The sequence below is a fragment of the Methylophaga sp. UBA2496 genome (assembly GCF_002341635.1).
GTDB lineage: Bacteria > Pseudomonadota > Gammaproteobacteria > Nitrosococcales > Methylophagaceae > Methylophaga.
The window spans coordinates 103256-122516 of record NZ_DDOK01000004.1 but is presented as its reverse complement, the minus strand read 5'-3'; the positions used below and the strand labels follow the sequence as shown (position 1 = coordinate 122516).

20 protein-coding genes are annotated in these 19261 nt (G+C 47.3%); 2 read left to right on the top strand and 18 right to left on the bottom strand.

Translation table 11 applies throughout. The features are described 5' to 3' along the window. The 12 genes from B2W60_RS03745 to B2W60_RS03690 form a co-directional block, all read right to left on the bottom strand. Positions 1 to 435, bottom strand: coding sequence for a DUF1841 family protein (locus B2W60_RS03745; RefSeq protein ID WP_292362549.1), 435 nt, complete (start codon positions 433 to 435; stop codon positions 1 to 3). Continuing rightward, positions 435 to 1088 (bottom strand): endonuclease III, encoded by a 654-nt coding sequence (nth, locus tag B2W60_RS03740; protein ID WP_292362550.1) that lies wholly within the window; start codon positions 1086 to 1088, stop codon positions 435 to 437. Before nth ends, B2W60_RS03745 begins: the two co-directional genes overlap by 1 nt. 2 nt (positions 1089 to 1090) lie before the next feature. Beyond that, on the bottom strand, positions 1091 to 1780 hold the full coding sequence (locus tag B2W60_RS03735) for an electron transport complex subunit E (RefSeq protein WP_292362551.1): 690 nt from the start codon (positions 1778 to 1780) through the stop codon (positions 1091 to 1093). After that, a complete protein-coding gene (gene rsxG / locus B2W60_RS03730; protein ID WP_292362552.1) occupies positions 1777 to 2415 on the bottom strand; it encodes an electron transport complex subunit RsxG in 639 nt (212 codons plus the stop codon). Before rsxG ends, B2W60_RS03735 begins: the two co-directional genes overlap by 4 nt. Then, positions 2412 to 3443, bottom strand: a complete 1032-nt coding sequence (gene rsxD / locus B2W60_RS03725; protein ID WP_292362553.1) for an electron transport complex subunit RsxD — start codon at positions 3441 to 3443, stop codon at positions 2412 to 2414. The genes rsxG and rsxD overlap by 4 nt, the downstream gene beginning before the upstream one ends. Beyond that, positions 3443 to 4972 carry an electron transport complex subunit RsxC gene (rsxC, locus tag B2W60_RS03720; protein ID WP_292362554.1) on the bottom strand — a complete coding sequence of 510 codons (1530 nt, stop codon included), beginning with the start codon at positions 4970 to 4972 and terminating at the stop codon, positions 3443 to 3445. Before rsxC ends, rsxD begins: the two co-directional genes overlap by 1 nt. After that, entirely contained in the window at positions 4969 to 5529 is a 561-nt protein-coding gene (rsxB, locus tag B2W60_RS03715) for an electron transport complex subunit RsxB (RefSeq protein ID WP_292362555.1), read from the bottom strand. The genes rsxC and rsxB overlap by 4 nt, the downstream gene beginning before the upstream one ends. Before the next feature lie 3 nt (positions 5530 to 5532). Then, the gene (gene rsxA, locus B2W60_RS03710) at positions 5533 to 6114 is read right to left on the bottom strand and encodes an electron transport complex subunit RsxA (RefSeq protein WP_292362556.1); all 582 of its coding nucleotides are present in this window, start codon (positions 6112 to 6114) and stop codon (positions 5533 to 5535) included. A 269-nt stretch (positions 6115 to 6383) separates the two neighbouring features. Beyond that, on the bottom strand, positions 6384 to 7451 hold the full coding sequence (locus tag B2W60_RS03705) for a 3-deoxy-7-phosphoheptulonate synthase (protein WP_292362557.1): 1068 nt from the start codon (positions 7449 to 7451) through the stop codon (positions 6384 to 6386). 134 nt (positions 7452 to 7585) lie between these two features. Next, positions 7586 to 9058: a sodium:proton antiporter NhaD gene (gene nhaD, locus B2W60_RS03700; RefSeq protein WP_292362558.1), complete on the bottom strand. Its 1473-nt coding sequence runs from the start codon at positions 9056 to 9058 to the stop codon at positions 7586 to 7588. Positions 9059 to 9182: 124 nt separating this feature from the next. Then, positions 9183 to 9659, bottom strand: a complete 477-nt coding sequence (locus B2W60_RS03695) for a low molecular weight protein-tyrosine-phosphatase (protein WP_292362559.1) — start codon at positions 9657 to 9659, stop codon at positions 9183 to 9185. A 6-nt stretch (positions 9660 to 9665) separates the two neighbouring features. Further along, complete coding sequence (locus B2W60_RS03690; RefSeq protein ID WP_292362560.1) at positions 9666 to 10553, bottom strand: fructosamine kinase family protein; 888 nt, start codon at positions 10551 to 10553, stop codon at positions 9666 to 9668. Between the two features lie 85 nt (positions 10554 to 10638). Between B2W60_RS03690 and rpiA the strand changes: the two genes are divergently transcribed. Continuing rightward, positions 10639 to 11340, top strand: a complete 702-nt coding sequence (gene rpiA / locus B2W60_RS03685) for a ribose-5-phosphate isomerase RpiA (protein ID WP_292362561.1) — start codon at positions 10639 to 10641, stop codon at positions 11338 to 11340. A gap of 59 nt (positions 11341 to 11399) precedes the next feature. Here the strand turns inward: rpiA and B2W60_RS03680 are convergent, their stop codons facing one another. Beyond that, entirely contained in the window at positions 11400 to 11912 is a 513-nt protein-coding gene (locus B2W60_RS03680) for a peroxiredoxin (RefSeq protein WP_292362562.1), read from the bottom strand. Between the two features lie 157 nt (positions 11913 to 12069). Between B2W60_RS03680 and B2W60_RS03675 the strand changes: the two genes are divergently transcribed. Continuing rightward, positions 12070 to 13086, top strand: coding sequence for a Gfo/Idh/MocA family protein (locus B2W60_RS03675; RefSeq protein ID WP_292362563.1), 1017 nt, complete (start codon positions 12070 to 12072; stop codon positions 13084 to 13086). A gap of 48 nt (positions 13087 to 13134) precedes the next feature. On the opposite strand, the gene B2W60_RS03670 is transcribed toward B2W60_RS03675, so the two are convergent. The 5 genes from B2W60_RS03670 to B2W60_RS03650 all read right to left on the bottom strand — a co-directional run bounded on the left by B2W60_RS03670 (position 13135) and on the right by B2W60_RS03650 (position 19258). After that, a complete protein-coding gene (locus tag B2W60_RS03670; RefSeq protein WP_292362564.1) occupies positions 13135 to 14769 on the bottom strand; it encodes a methyl-accepting chemotaxis protein in 1635 nt (544 codons plus the stop codon). Between the two features lie 178 nt (positions 14770 to 14947). Then, positions 14948 to 16003, bottom strand: coding sequence for a PA0069 family radical SAM protein (locus B2W60_RS03665; protein ID WP_292362565.1), 1056 nt, complete (start codon positions 16001 to 16003; stop codon positions 14948 to 14950). Positions 16004 to 16005: 2 nt separating this feature from the next. Continuing rightward, the gene (locus B2W60_RS03660) at positions 16006 to 16725 is read right to left on the bottom strand and encodes an SIMPL domain-containing protein (protein ID WP_292362566.1); all 720 of its coding nucleotides are present in this window, start codon (positions 16723 to 16725) and stop codon (positions 16006 to 16008) included. A 20-nt stretch (positions 16726 to 16745) separates the two neighbouring features. Then, entirely contained in the window at positions 16746 to 17750 is a 1005-nt protein-coding gene (locus B2W60_RS03655; protein ID WP_292362567.1) for an alpha-L-glutamate ligase-like protein, read from the bottom strand. Next, positions 17747 to 19258 (bottom strand): inactive transglutaminase family protein, encoded by a 1512-nt coding sequence (locus tag B2W60_RS03650; RefSeq protein WP_292362568.1) that lies wholly within the window; start codon positions 19256 to 19258, stop codon positions 17747 to 17749. The genes B2W60_RS03655 and B2W60_RS03650 overlap by 4 nt, the downstream gene beginning before the upstream one ends. Positions 19259 to 19261 lie beyond the last annotated feature (3 nt).

Here is a 19261-nt window from a genome sequence, read left to right as displayed (position 1 = left end):
TTACTTCTCCGCTAAATGTTTAAGGGCTCTGAGATAGGCGGTTTCTGAGGGTGGTTGTTGTTGCTGCTGAGCCAGCCAAAGTTGCTCTGCCAGACAATCAATCATTAAATGCTCTGCAGCGTGTGGGTCAGCCGTTTTAGCCATTAATTTTTGATGAGCGATCACAATACCAGCCGGGCGATCGGTGGAAATCTGTTCATGCACCGCGATATGCAGGCCCATATGCAGATAGGGATTGGTCTCACCGTTTTCCACAAAATACTCCTGGCCTGATTGAATCGGGGAGGAGAGTAACTGGTGGTATTCAGGATGCAAAACAATGACATCTGCAATCATTTGTTCCAAAGCACTGAGTATTTGACCGGATTGCATTTTTTGCCAGACATCATGATATTGCTGGCGCAGTGCATCACGATCCTGACTGAAAACTGCCATCAGGCGGTTTTCCTGGAGGTGGCTTGCATGCGACGAAATTCATCGCACAGGTCGGTCACAATACATTGATCGCAATGCGGTTTTCTGGCGGTACAAACGTAACGGCCATGCAGGATCAGCCAGTGATGTGCATCCAGTTTGAATTCGTTGGGGATCACTTTCATCAAGCGATCTTCGACTTCACGGACATTTTTACCTTTAGCCAGACCGGTGCGATTCGCCAGGCGGAAAATATGCGTATCCACCGCCATAACGGGGTGCTTGAAAACGGTATTGAGAATAACATTGGCGGTTTTACGACCGACACCAGGCAGGGCTTCCAGCGCTTCCCGATTATCTGGAACTTGACCATTATGTTTGTCGATTAGCTGCTGGCAGGTTTTGATAACGTTTTCGGCTTTGCTGTTAAACAGGCCGATGGTTTTGATATAGCTTTTCAGTCCAGCAATACCTAAATCGAGAATCGCCTGTGGTGTATTCGCCACCGGATACAGCTTGTCGGTGGCTTTGTTAACACCGACATCAGTTGCCTGAGCGGAGAGAATCACGGCGATCAGTAATTCAAACGGTGAGTTGTAATTCAACTCGGTTGTTGGCGCCGGATTGTGAGCGCGCAGTCTGCTGAAAAACTGTTGCCGCTGCGTTTGATTCATCGTTAACCTGTCGTGGTTTGCGGTGTCAGCGCTTCAACTTCCACTTTCACTGCACGATTGGCAACACGGGCATCGATGACATTTTTCAGTGCCACGATGAGTCCCAGACCGATAAAGGCACCCGGTGGCAAAATGGCGATAAGAAAACCACGGTAATCATCAATTACAGTGATTTCCAGACCACGCGCAGCTTCACCGAACATCAGATGTGCCTGGCTCAGCAAGGTGCCCTGACCAATTAATTCACGCATTCCGCCCAGCAGGACCAGCACGGCGGTAAAACCAATACCCATCATCAGACCATCCAATAACGAAGGGGTGACCGGATTTCGCGCTGCAAAGGCTTCAGCACGGGCAATGATTGAACAGTTGGTGACGATTAACGGAATGAAGATGCCAAGGATCAGATACAGTTCATGAAACCAGGCATTCATTGATAATTCGATAGCGGTCACAATCGAAGCAATGATCAATACAAATACCGGTAACCGCGCTTCATCAGGAATCTGATGGCGCAACATGGAAATAATGCCGTTTGACGCAACCAGAGTCAGAATAGTCGCCAGCCCCAGCCCAAGCCCATTAATCAGGGTATTAGTGACCGCCAGTAAAGGACACAAACCTAACAATTGCACTAACGCGGGATTATTTTTCCACAGACCTTCTTTAATAATCTGATTGTAGATTGTCATGTGTTTTCCTCTGCAGGGATAAACAGCTTATCCTGATTGGCTTCAAAAAATTCCAATGTGCGTTTGATGGCATTGACCACTGCTCGTGCAGTAATCGTTGCCCCGGTAAATTGATCAAAATCACCGCCATCTTTTTTAACTTTCCAGCGTGATTTGTCCGGTGATGATAGCGACAGACCAGCAAATTGCAGGATCCAGTCATCGCGCTGAGCATCAATCTTATCACCAAGCCCCGGTGTTTCTTTATGGCTGATAACCCGCACACCTGACAGACTGCCATCGGCATAAACAGCTATCAGAATTTTGATACTGCCACTGTAACCATCTGGTGCCACACTGGTTAATACGGCCGCCACCGGTTCATTATTTTTTCTTGCACGGAACACCGTTGTGGGTTCTTCAGTCCCTAATTGCGGGGTAGGTGGCAGTACAATTGTGTCATTCAGAATAGCATTGTCATAAGCCTGTTTGGGCACCAGAGTATTTATGGCTTCCAGTAACGCCAGACGTTCATTTTCTTTAATCTGAGCGCGAGTACTTTCTTCAGTAAAGGCCACCAAAGTGGTCGCTACAATCGCAAACAGCGCCAGCATCAGGCCAACCCGAAAAGCTGGTTGATTCCATAATGCTTTCATCGTGCTGCACCACCATAGATCCGTGGTTGCGTGTAATAATCAATCAATGGCACCAACATATTCATCAGAATAACGGCAAATGCCACGCCATCCGGATAGCCACCCCAGATACGAATCACATAGGTCAGAATTCCGACTCCGGCACCAAACACGATACGGCCTTTTAATGTAGTGGAACCTGAGACCGGATCAGTGGCAATGAAGAATGCCCCCAGCATGGTGCCGCCACTTAACAAATGAAACAGTGGTGAACCGGAAACAGTCGGATCAATCAGGGTGGTGATACTGCTGATTATCAGCAACGCCAGAAGCATCGCGACCGGCACATGCCAGCTGATAATTTTACGATAAATCAGCCAGATACCACCCAGGGCAAACCAGATATTGATCCACTCCCAGCCCAGGCCACCGGCCATGCCGAACAGTGGCTGGCTACTGATAAACTCTGGATGTTGCTGCAGTACAATTTGCGTTTTCATGACATCAAGCGGAGTTGCACCGGAATAGGCATCAATACCCAGACCATTAAACTGACCGGTGAAAATCAATTGCAGTGCGCTCATCCAACCCATCGGCTGCTCCGCCATTGATTGCACAGGCAACCAGGTCGTCATTTCCAGAGGAAAAGAAATCAATAGCAAAACATAACCGACCATGGCGGGATTGAACGGGTTATAGCCCAGACCACCATACAAATGCTTGGCAAACACGATGGCAAAGGTCACCCCGATAACGGTCATCCACCAGGGAGAGAGAGGGGGGATTGCTAAAGCCAGCAATACGGCTGTAACGGCAGCACTGCCATCACTCAGAAAAGGCTTTAATGGACGGTCACGCAGTTTCAGCATCACTGCTTCAGTGATTAATGCCACTAACACGGCCAGCGCTACATTAATCAAAACTCCCGGACCAAAAAAGTAAGTCATGGCGATGACTGCCGGGATTAATGCAATAATCACTTGCAGCATTTGCAATGTGACGCGGTTTGCGCCAGCAAGAAACGGTGGGCTCAGCCGAAAAATAGGCATCAGGCTTTTTCCTCAGTGACCGAATCTGCAGATTCTGATGTTTTGGTGGATTCTTCTTCCTTGGCTTTTGCCGCTTTGGAGGCTGCCAATGCTGCCTTACGCTGGCGCTGACGTTCTTCTTTTTCCTGCTGCTCACGCTCGAGGCGCGCCAGACGGCTTTCATGGCGTTCACGCGCAAGATCGGATTTATGCCGCTCACGTTCCTGATTCATGATTTCTGTTTTGGCAAAACGAAAATAGGAAACCAGCGGAATTTTGCTGGGGCAAACATAATCGCAGCAACCACATTCGATACAATCAAATAAGTTGTAATCACGGGTTTGGTCAAAATCCTTGGCACGTGAATACCAGTAAAGCTGTTGAGGCAATAAACTGGCAGGACAGACATCGGCACAATCACCACAACGAATACACGGTAATGGCTGTGCCGGTGGCGCGACATCGTCTACTCCTACCAGAATACAGTTGGCGGTTTTGGTGATTGGTAAATCGTCACCGGCCAGGCTGTACCCCATCATCGGACCACCCTGAATAAAGGGTTCATCAGGTTGACGCCTTGTCTCACAAAACTCCAGTAAGTCTTTGATCGGCGTGCCAAACAAGGTTTCAAAGTTACCGGCATGCGTCACATCGGTACCCGTAACCGTGACCACCCTTGATATTAATGGCTCACCATGCAAAATGGCCCGGCCCACGGCATAGGCGGTGCCCGGGTTGTGACAGACAATGCCGATGTCAATCGGTAATTTATTAGTGGGTACCTGTTTGCCGGTGACAACCTGGATTAACTGTTTTTCACCACCGGTTGGATAACGTGTCGGTACCACCACAATCTCGGTCTGTGTCAGATGAGTTCTGGCAGAGAGCGCGAAGCGCATCGCCGCAATGGCTTCAGGTTTGTTATCTTCAATTGCCAGAATGCAACGCGCGGCCCGCAAAGCAAATAACATGATCTCAACACCATCAAGAATGCCTTCTGCGCGTTCGCGCATCAGCATGTCATCACAGGTGATATAGGGTTCGCACTCAGCACCGTTAATTAACAGGGTTTCAACAGTGTGATGAACACCCGGATTGAGTTTGATAAAGCTGGGAAAACCTGCGCCACCTAAACCGACAATGCCGGCGTCACGAATGATTTGGCGTAATTCATGGGCTGAATGCTGACGGAAATCCGCTATCTGCTGGCGCTCAGCCCATTGATCTTCACCATCGGTTTCGATGGTAATGCAGGGGGCTGAAAGACCGGATGGATGAGGTATTGCATGATCACCGATAGCGGTTATCACTCCGGAACTTGGGGCGTGCAGGCATACCGATACATGACCTTCGGCACGTGCAATACGTTGTCCCTTAAGTACTTTTTCACCAACATCAACAATCGGTACTGCTGCAGCACCGATATGTTGCTGTAAAGGCAACACCAATTGTTTGCTGAGCGGTGTTTTTCGAATCGGTCCCTGAGTGGAACGTTTTTTATGCCCTGGCAGTTTGAGGCCGCCGGGGAAATCACTTAACGGCGCACTCATGATCCGGTTCTCCGTTGCAAATCAACATGTGACGGATCCGGCCAGCGCCACGTATGCGGATTCGGCTGTGTTTCGACCATATCAATACAATCTACCGGACAAGGTTCAACGCATAATTCACAGCCAGTACATTCATCAGCAATGACGGTATGCATATGTTTGGCGGCGCCGAGAATGGCATCTACCGGACAGGCTTGAATACACAACGTGCAACCAATGCAACGGTCTTCATCAATGACGGCCAGCATTTTAGGTTTTTCAACGCCGCATTCTTCATCCAGCGGTTTGGGTTCTACATCAAGTAAATCGGCCAAAGCCTGAATAGTGGTTTCGCCGCCGGGGGGGCAACGGTTAATATCGACTTCTCCGGCCGCAATGGCTTCTGCATAAGGTCGGCAACCGGCAAAACTGCATTGGCCGCATTGTGTCTGCGGCAGTATTTTATCGATTTGATCGACAATCGGATCACCCTCGACTTTGAAACGGATGGAAGCAAATCCGAGCACAAGTCCGAGAATCAACGCGAGCAGCGTGATGGCGATAATGGCTGTTAACATAACTTAGACCTTAACCAACCCGGCAAAGCCCATAAAGGCCATCGACATCAGTCCGGCAGTTATCAAGCCAATCGCAGCGCCCTGAAAGGGAACTGGCACATCAGCCGCCGCCAGGCGCTCACGCATTCCGGCAAAAATGATTAACACCATCGAGAAGCCAACAGCAGCACCAAAACCGTATAAAGCTGATTCAAGAAAGCCGTGTTTTTCCTGCACGTTCAATAAGGCAACACCCAGTACAGCACAGTTGGTGGTGATTAATGGCAGAAAAATGCCAAGCACCTGATAAAGCAAAGGACTGGTCTTATGCACCACCATTTCGGTGAATTGTACGACCACGGCAATGACAAAAATAAAGCTGATGGTGCGCAGGAATTCCAGGCCCAGTGGAGACAGCAGGTATTCGTTGATCAGATAGCTGCTGATAGAAGATAAGGTCAATACAAAGGTAGTTGCCAGCGCCATGCCCATGGCTGTTTCCAGCTTGCGAGAAACACCCATGAATGGACACAGGCCGAGGAATTTCACCAGCACAATGTTGTTCACCAGAATGGTGCTTATCAAAATTAGGGCATAGTCAGCCATGTAATAACCTACTGATTTTCTCAGGAATTCAGTTAAATTAGCGCTTAAAACTGATCCAAATACAAATTATGAACCGAATATTATAGCTTAATAACGCTTTTTATGTAGCGTTGCGATAGAGGTTAAGGCTTGGTGGTGAAGGTCTTAGGGCCTGTTGAGTTTATATCACCACCGCTACTGGATGTTCATTTCGTTTAACTGGGTCTCGTATCATTGCAACGAGTTGGCAATCTGACTATGGGAATGGTCGGAAATTCCATAACGCTTTATCAGACGGTGGACGAAGTCTCGCGGCGCTGTCTGACGGCTGCAGCCAAGTCACGTAATAACGGTTCGCTGTTTTCCCAGGCCATGCATGCGTCAGTGATACTTTGACCGTAAACCAGTTCTTTATCGGCTTCGACATTCTGTCTGCCAGCAACCAGATTACTTTCCAGCATCAAACCGATAATGCGTTTGTCACCTGCAGCAATTTGCTCAGCCAACAGACGGCCAACCACTTCCTGTTGCAAGTGATCCTTGCCACTGTTGGCATGACTGCAATCCACCATAATACGAACGGATTGGCCGCTACGACCAATGACTTCAGCCGCTTCATCAATACTGGTTTTATCGTAATTAGGCTTTTTGCCTCCACGCAGAATCACATGACAATCCGGATTACCGGTGGTGGAAAAAATTGCAGAATGCCCATTTTTGGTCAGTGACATGAAATGATGCGGTTTAGAAGCAGACAGGCAGGCATCGACGGCAATCTGCAAACCACCATCAGTTGCGTTTTTGAAACCGACCGGGCAGGACAAACCGGACGCCAGTTCACGATGCGCCTGACTTTCTGTGGTGCGTGCACCGATTGCGCCCCAGGAGATTAAATCGGCGATGTATTGCGGACTGATCAGGTCCAGATATTCAGTTGCTGCCGGAACCCCCATTTCAGCGAGATCCAGCAACAATTTTCTGGCAATATGCAGCCCGTCATTGATTTTGAAACTACCGTCCAGGTAGGGGTCATTAATCAAACCCTTCCAGCCGACGACCGAACGCGGTTTTTCAAAATAGACGCGCATAATGATATGCAGATCATCAGCCAGCTCTCTGATTAACGGTTGTAAACGACTGGCATAGTCACGTGCTGCATTTGGGTCATGGATGGAGCAGGGTCCGATAATGACTATCAGCCGATCATCACGCTGATGCAAGATGTCCTGACAGGCTGTACGTGCATTAAACACAGTTTCAGATGCCGCATCCGAGATGGGTAATTGTTCATGCAATTGCGCTGGAGGCAAAACTTCCTGAATACCAACGATGCGTAAATCATCTGTGTTGTAACGCATTATCACCCTGGTTTGTGTTCAAAAAAATAATCGGCAATTGTAATACTTCGGGGCCGTTTTCGCTATTTCAAGTTGTTTGGGCCTGTTGATCTGTCATCTTCTGTGGTAATGATGACCCAAAAAATAAACAGACCCTACGGCAATGCAATGGAAAATAAATCAGCATTCAGCCAGAGATGTACCCAGATACTGGCGATGTAGCCAAGTGCAATGGCCCAAATCCATTTCAAATGAGCAACAAAGGTATAAATACCACGGGCTTGCCCCATTACAGCGACACCGGCAGCTGAGCCGATAGAGAGTAATGAACCACCCACGCCTGCCGTTAAGGTCGCCAGTAGCCATTGTCCATGACTCATGTCAGGCATCATTGATAACACAGCAAACATGACAGGAATGTTATCGATAACTGCGGAAATCAGGCCAACCAGGATATTGGCAGTGGTCGCGCCTAACTGACCGTATAAAAACTCAGATCCCACGCTCAAATAACCAATGGTGCCTAATCCCCCCACACACAAAATAATGCCGTAGAAAAACATTAGGGTGTCCCATTCCGCGCGTTGCAATTGGTCGAAAATGTTGAACGGCACTTTCTGCTGGGTTTCATCCTGGATATTAAATGCAGTCTGTCCATCATTCTCGCGTTTATCGAGCAGGCGTTTGTCACGCATTTTCAAAACATATCCGTGAAGTTTAAGTAAACCAAGGCCCGTCATCATGCCTAACACAGGTGGTAAGTGCAGAAAGTGATGACTGCTGGCTGCCATCGCAATTGTCAGAATAAATAAACCGACGACAACCCGAGCTCCGGATTTAAGCGGGGCATATTCGTGCATTGGAATTGAAGCGACATTTTTGATTGCCAGTGATAATAAAACGGCCGGTATTAACCAGTTGACCAGTGAAGGAACAAACAACGCGAAAAACTCATGAAATGCCAGTACACCTTTCTGCCAGACCATCAAAGTTGTGATATCACCAAACGGACTGAAAGCCCCACCAGCATTGGCTGCGACAACAATATTGATACAGGCGACAGCAATAAATTTATGATTATTACCGGCGACAGCCATTACCACAGTGGCCATCAATAACGCTGTAGTGAGGTTGTCTGCGACTGGCGAGATGAAAAACGCCATTAAACCGGTCAGCCAGAAAATGGTTCTTAACGTAAAGCCTTTATTGACCAACCAGGCCCGAATGGCATCAAAGATGCCACGTTCGCCCATGGTGTTAATGTAGGTCATGGCAGCCAGCAGGAATAAAAATAACTCAGCATATTCCAGCAGGTTGTGACGAATCATAATGCCGGCAGTTTCGTGAAATACCGGATCAGTTTGCTGGGCGTACATAAACGCAATGAGGCCCCAAATCAGACCGGCTGCCACAATGACCGGCTTGGACTTGCGCATGTGTATTTGCTCTTCGGCAATGACTAATGCATAAGCAAGGAAGAATATGGCTAAAGCTGCAAAACCTACCCAGTGGCGAGTGAGATCAAGTAATGCCACATTCTCTGCTGCCCAGATTTCCGGAGAGAAAAATGCGATCAAGACAAATAGTGACCAGCCAGAAAAAGACTTGGATAGGCCTGATATGGGCATAGTTGCTTCCTGAGATGGGGATCAAAAAAGCCTAGATGATACCCCTCATCTCAGGAATGACAACCGTTATTTTAGGTTCTTGTCGATATTACCTGCCTGCTTCCGTTGTGACAGAAAAATAGACCTATTTAGGTCCCAGAACAGTTTTATAGAAACCTTCAGCAGCATCAGTGACTAAATCAAATACATGATTAAAGCCATTTTCCCCACCGTAGTAGGGATCCGGTACATCCGTTTCGTCACGGCCATCGGCATAATCAAGAAACAACTTAACTTTGTGTTGATATTCGACAGGGCAGGCTTGCTGCAGAATATCCAGATTGTCCTGATCCATTGCCAGAATATGATCAAAATGCCCAAAGTCTTCATGGCGAAACTTACGGGCTCTGATAAAGGATAAATCGATACCACGCTGTTTCGCGGTATGCTGAGCACGTGCATCAGGCGGTTCACCGACATGGTAGGCATGCGTTCCGGCCGAGTCCACCAGAAACTTTTCACTGGTGCCTCTTTCTTTTAATAGACTGATAAAAACACCCTCAGCGGTAGGGGAACGACATATATTGCCCATGCAGACAAATAACACTTTGATTTGACTCATTCTTAGCTAGCTCCGTAGCTCGGCCAATAGTTGTGAAATCATGGCATCGGCCTGACCGAGATAGCCGCCGCCAAACAGATTAAGATGATTGATAATATGATATAGGTTGTAAAGAGTTTTGCGTGTACTGTAGCCCGGATCGACCGGACGAACATGACGGTAGGCTGCATGGAAATCACCGCCAAAGCCGCCGAACAGTTCTGTCATCGCCAAATCGGTTTCGGCATCGCCGTAATAACAGGCGGGATCAAATATCACCGGATTACCATGCTCATCCCCGGCAGCATTGCCTCCCCACAGGTCACCATGTAATAACGAGGCTTGGGGCTGATAATCGGTAAAGAAGGCCGGTAATTCGTCAATGAGCCGTTCGCCGTTTTTTTGCAGACTGCCTCTAAAACCATTGCGAGCAGCAAATTCCAGTTGTTTACCTAACCGTTGCTGCTGCCAGAATTCTACCCAATTGTCAGAACGATCATTCAACTGTGGTGTACTGCCAATGGTGTTATCCATATGCCAGCCAAAATACGGTTGTGGGTGCTGGTGTAACATTGCCAGTTGCTCACCGAGTCTGCCATTGGCTCCACCGCGCATACTGCCTAATGTTATATATTCCAATACCAGATAACTGTGGCCATCTGCTGTGCCAAAACAGACTACCTCCGGTACGCGCACGGCATTAAGAGCCGCCATTTCCTGCAATCCCTGAGCCTCTGCCTCAAACATCTCCAGTAGATCTGGACGATTAACCTTGATAAAAAATTGTTTGTTCGGCGTTTTCAGTTGATAGGCAGTATTGATGCAGCCACCACCGACCGTGGAGAGTTGATTTGGTTGGCAGCTGAGTCCGGTGACACTTTCAATTTGCTGGATGATTTCATTGAGTTGGGCCATGTTTTTCTCCATGAAAGGTGAGCAGACAGTTTAACCATGCTAAGCTGAAACGACTATTTTGCCAAAACATTCAAGGAGTTTGTCAATGACCAATACTACTGAGGCAAATCCGCCGAATCCCAAGCAACAGGTGGCGATTAAAGCTGCTGAAATTGTCGATAACGGCATGATTGTGGGGTTAGGTACAGGGTCAACCGCGAACCTTTTTATTGATGAACTGGCTCGTCGGCAACAAGAGCAGCAACTGGATATCCAGGTGGTTGCCAGTTCGGTTATCAGCCGGGTTAAAGCACAACAAGCTGGTCTGAACGTGTTATCTATTGAGTATTTAACCCATCTGGATATGTATGTGGATGGGGCGGATGAAGTGACTATAGACATGGTTTTATTAAAGGGACGTGGTCAGGATCTGGTTTGTGAAAAGCTATTAGCCAGTCATGCCACCGCTTTTTATGTCCTGGTAGATGACAGCAAGATGGTCAAGCAGATTGGCGATAAAAATCCTATTCCGATTGAAGTGATGCCCAATGCCGCCTCGCTGGTGCTGAATCGCCTGGCGAAATTGCAGGCGAAAGGCAGTTTAAGACTGAACGCAGCAGGTGATAACGTGGCTTACAGTGCGGCGGGAAATCTGATTCTGGATATGCAGTTTTCCGGATTGGAAACGGCGCAGATAAATGCCTTATTAACGGTTATGCCCGGTGTAGTTGAGCATGGTATTTTTGCTGATATTGCCAAAGCAGTACTGGTCGGGTCAGCTGACGGGGTCAAGCTATTGCAGGCCTGAATTAAAAAGGGGCAGTGAGAAACCTGCCCCATCCATAAAGATAATAAACTCGCGTACGATTATTTTTTTAATTCTTCGAGAATGGTTTCGGCTTTGGATTTACCAAACTCACCGGAACCCTCAACACCAATATATTTCACTTCGCCGTCGGTAATGATCATCGCAGCCCGGAATGCACGAACCCCCATTCCACCACCGGTTAAATCACGATCCAGACCTAATGCCTTGGTGTATTCAGCACTGCCATCTGCCATCATGCGTACTTTACCATTGGCTTTTTGTTCACGCCCCCATGCCGCCATAACAAATGCATCATTGACTGCCAAACACCAGATCTCATCTGCGCCGGCGGCTTTCAGTGCATCAGCATGTTCGACAAAACCAGGTAAATGTTGAGAAGAACAGAGCGGAGTAAATGCACCCGGTACAGTAAACAGTACAATGGTTTTGCCTTTCGCCATTTCACGCACATCCATCGGTGAAGGATTCATCGGGCAGCCATTCTGAGGATCAAACTCCACACATTCGGTGAGTTTGCCGTCTGGTATCTGTTGTCCAACTTCAATCGTCATAACACGGTCCTCTTAGATGAATTTAACAAACTGACTGATAAGCATAAGCTATCTGTCAGCAGATAAAAACACTGATTAATGCAGGGACTTTCAAGTTTGGTGCTGTTCACTTTAATCGTTATGATGAGCAACACATTGAGATTTAGTGGAGAAAAAAATGGCAGCAGAAAAAACGATTCTTAACTGGGGTATCCTCGGCGCAGCACGAGTCACCGAAAAATTAATTCCCGCCATTATTGAAGCCAATAACGCGCAGTTAATTGCTGTTGCCAGTCGTCGTACAGGTGCTGCGGCAGAGGTTTTGGCAAAACTGGCACCACAGAATAGTGCTATTCAGGCGCTGGATGATCCAGAAAGCTTATTAACCCATCCCGATATTGATGTTATCCATTTGCCAATGGCCAATGAAGAACATGCTGAATGGGCCTTAAAAGCGATAGCCAATGGTAAACATCTATTAATTGAAAAACCGATGGCGTTAACGGTTGAAGATATTGATGCCATCACGCAAGCGGCAAAAGAGAAGGGCGTTAAAGTCATGGAAGGCTTTATGTATCGCTTTCATCCACAGCATGATGCAGTTCGGGAAATCATTGAGTCCGGTGTGATCGGCGAAGTCAGAACTGTCAGTACCCGTTTTGCGTTTCCAATGAAACCGGCACGTTTATATCGGGTAAACCGGCCGATTGAAAACGGTGGTGGGGCGATGTGGGATATCGGCCCCTATGCTGTTCATACCGCCAGATTATGGTTTGAAGATGAACCCAAAGCAGTTACCGCGGTGGCTAAACTGAATGAACATGGCGCGGACCTTAGTTTAACCGGCATTTTTGATTATGGTGATGGTCGCTTTGCCCAGTTTGAAATGAGTTTTGAACACGCCCGTCGCAGTGTTTATGAAATCATTGGCACACTTGGCGGCGTCACCTGTCATACCACCTGGCAATCGGCAGATGAAAAAGCCGTTATTTCCTGGTGGACCGAAGCCGGGCAACATGAAACGGTAGAAGTGCCGGCATCTGACCAGTTTGTGAATGAAATCGAGCACTTTTCCAATTGTGTACTGAACAACACCGATCCGTTACTCAGCCTGAAGGATGCACGGGCAAACTGCCAAGCCATAGTAGCGGCTTTGCAGTCGGTAAAAGAGGGTAAGACCATACAATTGCGGTAAAACCAGCGAAAAAGCCGCTCAACTTGAGCGGCTTTGGTATGGTCAGAGCTAACTGGCCGTTTTAAATTTACTGATGGATTGTTGCAGCATTTCTGCCAATTGATTCAGTTCAGTACTGAGTGATGAGATCGACTGTGAACCGGCTTCGGCTTTGTCAGAAACATCTGTAATCCTGCGGAAGTTATTGTTAATTTCTTCAGCCACCGCCGATTGTTGCTCGGCCACACTGGCAATCTGGGCATTCATATCATTGATGGCCGTGACTGAACGACTGATAACGGCTAATGATTCCCCGGCATGCTCTGCTTGCGTCACACATTGATGCGCTTTGTTTCGGCCTTCTTCCATAACTTTTACGGCAATTAAAGTACGGCTTTGGGTTTTTTCGATTAAGTCTTTAATATTTAATGTTGACTCTTTAGTTCGACTGGCTAAGCCACGCACTTCGTCGGCAACGACGGCAAAGCCCCGGCCATGCTCACCGGCACGGGCGGCTTCAATCGCCGCATTTAATGCCAGTAGATTGGTTTGTTCGGTAATGTCAGCAATGACCTGGACTACGGTACCAATCTTTTTGCTGTCCTCAGACAATTCATCAATGACACGGGCGGCTTCCTCCACTTTGGTGGCCAGCTCTGCGATGCTGGCAAGTGTTTTCGACACTTCCTGATTACCATTAATGGTTTCTTTATCAGCCGTTTGTGCCTGCATCGCGGCCTCACTGGTCAGACGGGCAATTTCCTGTACAGAAGTCGAAATTTCACTGATGGCATTGGCACCATCCAACGTTTGTTGTTTTTGATCGATAACTAAACTTTGATTCTCTGCTGAGGTGGTATTCATCACCTTGGCCGCATCCGATACCTGGCCTGCCGAAGAACTGATGGCTTTCATAATCTGCGATAGTTCGCTGGACATGGTGCTCAATGCGCCGACAATACTTCTGGGAAAACGTGTTTGAGCCTGTTGAGTCAGGTCACCTGAGGCAAATACTCTGATTAACTGAGCTGCCGAATCTGGCTCACCACCTATGGTTGAATAGAGACGACCAATCAGGCGATAGCTGACAAAAATGGCAATGATGATGGCAATCAAAGTGACGGTAATCATCAACGCCATAAAACCACCCGTTTGCTGCCGAATATAGTCAACCTGATCGCTGATGGTTACTTCCTGATAATCGATAAACTGATTTACGGCAGCTAACCACTGAGTGTAAGCCGGAGAAGTGTTTTGCAGCAGATAATCTCGGGCATCAGCATTTCTGCCCTGATTAATCAGTCTGATGGTCTCAGCGGTGTGGGTCAGCGTTTGTTGTTCAATAGTTTTTATATTGTCTAACAGCGTTTTTTCCTGGGTGGTAAATTGCTGTGGATTACTGGTCATGGCTTCAAGGTTGATGGCTGACTCTGCATAAAATTGTTCCAGACGTTCAATATCTTGCAAATGCTGCTGTCGCTCAACGCTGTTTTCACTGAGTACCACATCCCGTATGGAAATCGCACGATCATGTACGCTGCCACGAAAGTTAATCGCTGCGCGTTGTTTGACGCTATCGACTTCATTGATTTTACTCATGGTCCGATCAATTTTGCTGACCTCATTTACACCAATAATGGCAATCAACACCATTAATCCCAAGACGATGCCAAAACCGAGTTGAAGCCTGTTTTTGATAGTCACTGAATATTCCTGAATAATTTGAAAACATGCGCATCATCCAGCATGGCACGTGATTTTTATGTCAAAGCCGCATTATGAATACTCGTTTGACTTATAGAATCAGGAATTTTCTGTAATTGATTAGGAAAAGCGGACCTCAGGTGATAAACCCAGATTTCTTGTACACAGAATTTTAGTATTAAAACAAACGCATTTGGCTGCCTGGAGCCTGAAACAAATCACATCGTAATGGCGTTATGGAGCATTCAAGTTGCGTTCTTTTGTGAATATTTCGAAACCGTTGTTCTAATAGATCAGCAAAAATACCTTCACCACGAAGCCGGTGACTAAAACGGGGATCATTATTTTTACCACCGCGTAAATCATGAATGCGGTTAAGAATATGTTGAGCCTGATTAGGGCGGTAAGTCTGCAGCCATTTTTCAAATAGCGGGCTGACTTCCAGTGGTAATCTAAGCAGAATGTAATTGACATCCAATGCGCCCGCCCGCGTGACGGCTTTGACAATATCCTCCAGTTCGGCATCCGTTAATACCGGAATCACTGGCGCAATCAATACGGTGACTGGAATGCCTGCTGCACGCAAGGTTTGAATAGTTTGCAAGCGACGTTTAGGTGCACTGGCTCTGGGTTCCATCACCCGCGATAAGGCCGGATCCAATGTGGTAATGGAAAGATGGACCCGTACTAAATCCTGTGATGCCATTTGTTGCAGAATATCGATATCACGTTCCACCATGGCCGACTTGGTCACGATATGACAGGGATGCCGGGTTTCATTAAGAACCTGCAGAATTTGTCGGGTGATTTGATAGTCACGCTCTATCGGTTGGTAGGGATCGGTATTCGCGCCCAGTGATATTGGCGAACATTGATAATTTTTCGCGGCTAACTCTTTTTTTAATAATTTTGCAGCATCGGGTTTTGCCGTCAGTCTGGTTTCAAAGTCCAGACCCGGGGAGAGTCCTAAATAGGCGTGGGAGGGACGGGCATAACAATAGATACAGCCATGTTCACAGCCACGATAGGGGTTAATGGATTGGCTAAATGGCAGATCGGGGGATTGATTGCGGGTAATGATGGTTTTCGGTGTTTCAATTTGCACCGTGGTTTTAGGGGGATTATCAGGTTCCTGAAACCAGCCATCCTCGACATTTTCACGTTGAAAAGTGTTATAACGTCCATCTATTTGAGTCGCGGTTCCTCGCCCTTTAATTGGAGATTCGCCAGCCACGCTTAATCTGACAAGTAGTATTCCACAGTAGAAACCACCCGAACTTTCTTTATATGTGGATTGTTTTTGTCACGGGCGGTGATACTGAACTGTCCTTGAGAAGCCCTGCGGATCTTGCCCAAATCACTGTCCGAATCCTGTGCGAATTTCTCGGCGACTTCGCGGGCATTTTCAGTGGCTTCTTCAATCATTTCCGGCTTGATTTCATTAAGCCGGGTAAACAGATATTCAGTCTGTGCCATATAGTTATCACCAGCCAGTACCAGACCTTGTTTGCCCAGATCGGCCAAGGCTGTCATTGCCTGACGAACGGCTTCAATATTTTCTGAATAAACCGTTATGGTTTGGTTTGCCGTATAGCGAAACTCTGCCCGCGGACCGCCACCATATTGTTGAGCTGATTTATCGATAATACTGGGTGAGTTAAAAGTGATTTCAGCTTCATTGATGCCACGCTGACGCAGAAACTCGCGTACTTTATTGCTGTTATCTTCTACCACTTTGTACAATTCGGGCAGATCATTGTTGGCTTCGATGAACTGGATCGGCCAAATCACCACATCGGCAGGATAGTCACGTTCAGATAACCCTTTAACGGTGACACTGCGTTCCAGCTGTTTAAAATCAATCAATGCTTTACCGAGTTGGAAGCCCAGCAAGGTTAACCCCAGAAATAATGCCCCACCCAGAATCAGTGCAGTTGATTTAGTTTGATTAGCCATCTTTTCGGACTCCTGTTAAATCAGTGACGATCAGTAAAGTGTTCCCTTGCATAAGCGACGCGATCAGCAACGCTCATTCTTTTCTTGTGACTGAGACTCTCTATTTGTCGAAGGCGTGGCAATAAGCCTTTGCCATTGGCAATCTGGATGGTAAGACCCGGACGGGCATTTAATTCCAGTAACATAGGGCCTTTAAAACGGTCCAGTACAATGTCAGTACCCAGATATCCCAGTCCCGACATTTCATAACACGATACGGCAAGATTTAACACTTCTTCCCAATGCGGTACTTTCAGCGTCATCATATTCAAACCGGTATCCGGATGTAACAGAATCGGTTTATCGAACTGTACCGCACGCAACGCATGTCCATCACCAATATCAAGACCTACGCCAACAGCACCCTGATGTAAATTGGCTTTGCCGTTTGAGTCAGCGGTTGATAGCCGCATCATTGCCATTACTGGGAAACCGCGAAAGACAATTACCCGCGTATCAGGCACGCCCTCATAGCTGAAACCACTAAAGCAATCATCAAAGTGGATCAAATCTTCAATAATCGCGACGTCGGCCCGGCCGCCCAGAGAAAACAAACCTGCCAGAATATTACTAACATGCCGTTCCAGATCGCTAATGGTGGCAAACTGGCCGTTGGATTTACGGTAACCTTCTTCGCTCTGACGAGTGATAACCATTATGCCTTTTCCACCGGAACCATGAGCCGGTTTAATACAAAAGCCACTTTCGCAGTTTTGCAGAATCTGGCTTAAATCTTTTACAGCGTGTTGCTCACTGATAACACCAATTAAATCAGGGACTTTCACACCAGCTTCTAATGCCAGTTCTTTGGTTTGCAATTTGTCATCAACAAGCGGGAACAGATGCCGTGGATTGTAGCGACTGATATAGGAAACGTTACGGCGATTCATCCCCAATACCCCGATTTTGCTGAGCGCACTGGGATGGGCATAGCGTTCTCGCAGGGTTTCAAACCAACCCATTTTTTTTTCAGCTGGTGCGTTCATTGGTTATGCAGCTTGGTCAGGGGCTTAAAGCGTTTTAATTCCAGTAATCGATAGCCTGTATAGCTGCCCGCAACTAACGTCAGTGCCATCAGAATTAACTGAATGCCCATAAAGTTAAACGTTAAATGGCGTACCCAATCGAGGTTCATGGCAAGGTAAGCGAGGATGGCGACCAGTAATGAGCCACCGCCTTGAATCATAACTTCCTTGGCGCCTTCTTCTTCCCACAGGATCGACATACGTTCGATGGTCCACGCGAGGATAATCATCGGGAAGAAAGTGATCTTCATGCCTTCGGTTAAACCAAATTTATAAGCGATGATTGAGAAGATGGCGATCATACCAATAACCATAATAATGACCGCGGATATTCGGGCGACCAGTAACAAGTTGAGATAGGACAAGTAGGATCGGATCATCAAACCCACACCGACAATCAGTAAAAAGCCGATCAAGCCGGTCAGTAAACTGGTTTGGATAAACGCCATGGCAATCAATACCGGCATGAAGGTGCCTGAAGTTTTAATACCCACCAGAATACGCATCAACACAACAATCAATACACCTACCGGGATCAACAAAATGCCTTTAAAAATGGCTTGTTCCTCAAGAGGCAAGGTATAGAGTGAAAAATTCAGCCATTCGTTATCAGCAAACTTTTGATTCAGGGCTATATTGAATGGTTGTTCCTGCGAAATCATCGAAAAAGTGACTTGAGCATTGGTGGCGCCAACCACTTCCAGTACCGGACCGGAATGGTATTGCCAGAGCAGCATATTTTCTGCCTGACCCTGTACCCCGGTTTCCGGGTTAAAAATCTCGTAATCATTGCCGTCAAATACCTGAATATATTCAATCAACGACTGCCGGCGGCGGCCATCTTCAAGTTCTAACGCATGAATACGTCTGGCTGGAACACCGGCTTCCTGAAGCAATTGTGCAATCCAGACGGTTTTGGGTTTGATCTGCGCAAGCAGTTCAGCGGTTTGTTGCTGGTTATTAAATTCATGAATCAGTTCGCGGGCTAATGTGTAGTTTGAAGAAGAACGTTCAGTGGCACGCTCCAGAATCATCTGCGCTGCCGTCGCATAAGGCTCTTTTTCGACATTAGGTTGTACATTGGTAACCGGTTCCTGGTCCGGTGGAATAGCAAACGGATCGACCAGCATATCGACTTTGTAATAAAGCGATTGATTGCCATTGGCTTCTCTTTTCGACCATTCTGCATAGGTTCCACCAGTGCGATCAACAAAAGACAATCCAAAGCCAGGGCTGGCTGTCTGTTGATTGAGCTGGGTAAAGCCCGGCTGGGTATTAGGAATGGCTAATCGTGCTGTCACCGGATCGCCGCTGGCTTCAAAATCTACTTTAGCTTCAATCGACCAGGTTTGACGCTGCTCTCCCGGGAACCATGGGATATCAAATGCAATATGCCGGTGTAAGGTTAGCGCTGTGCCAGCAAGAAACAGCAGACTGACCAGAATATAAAAAGGCGTACGTGATGCCATGAT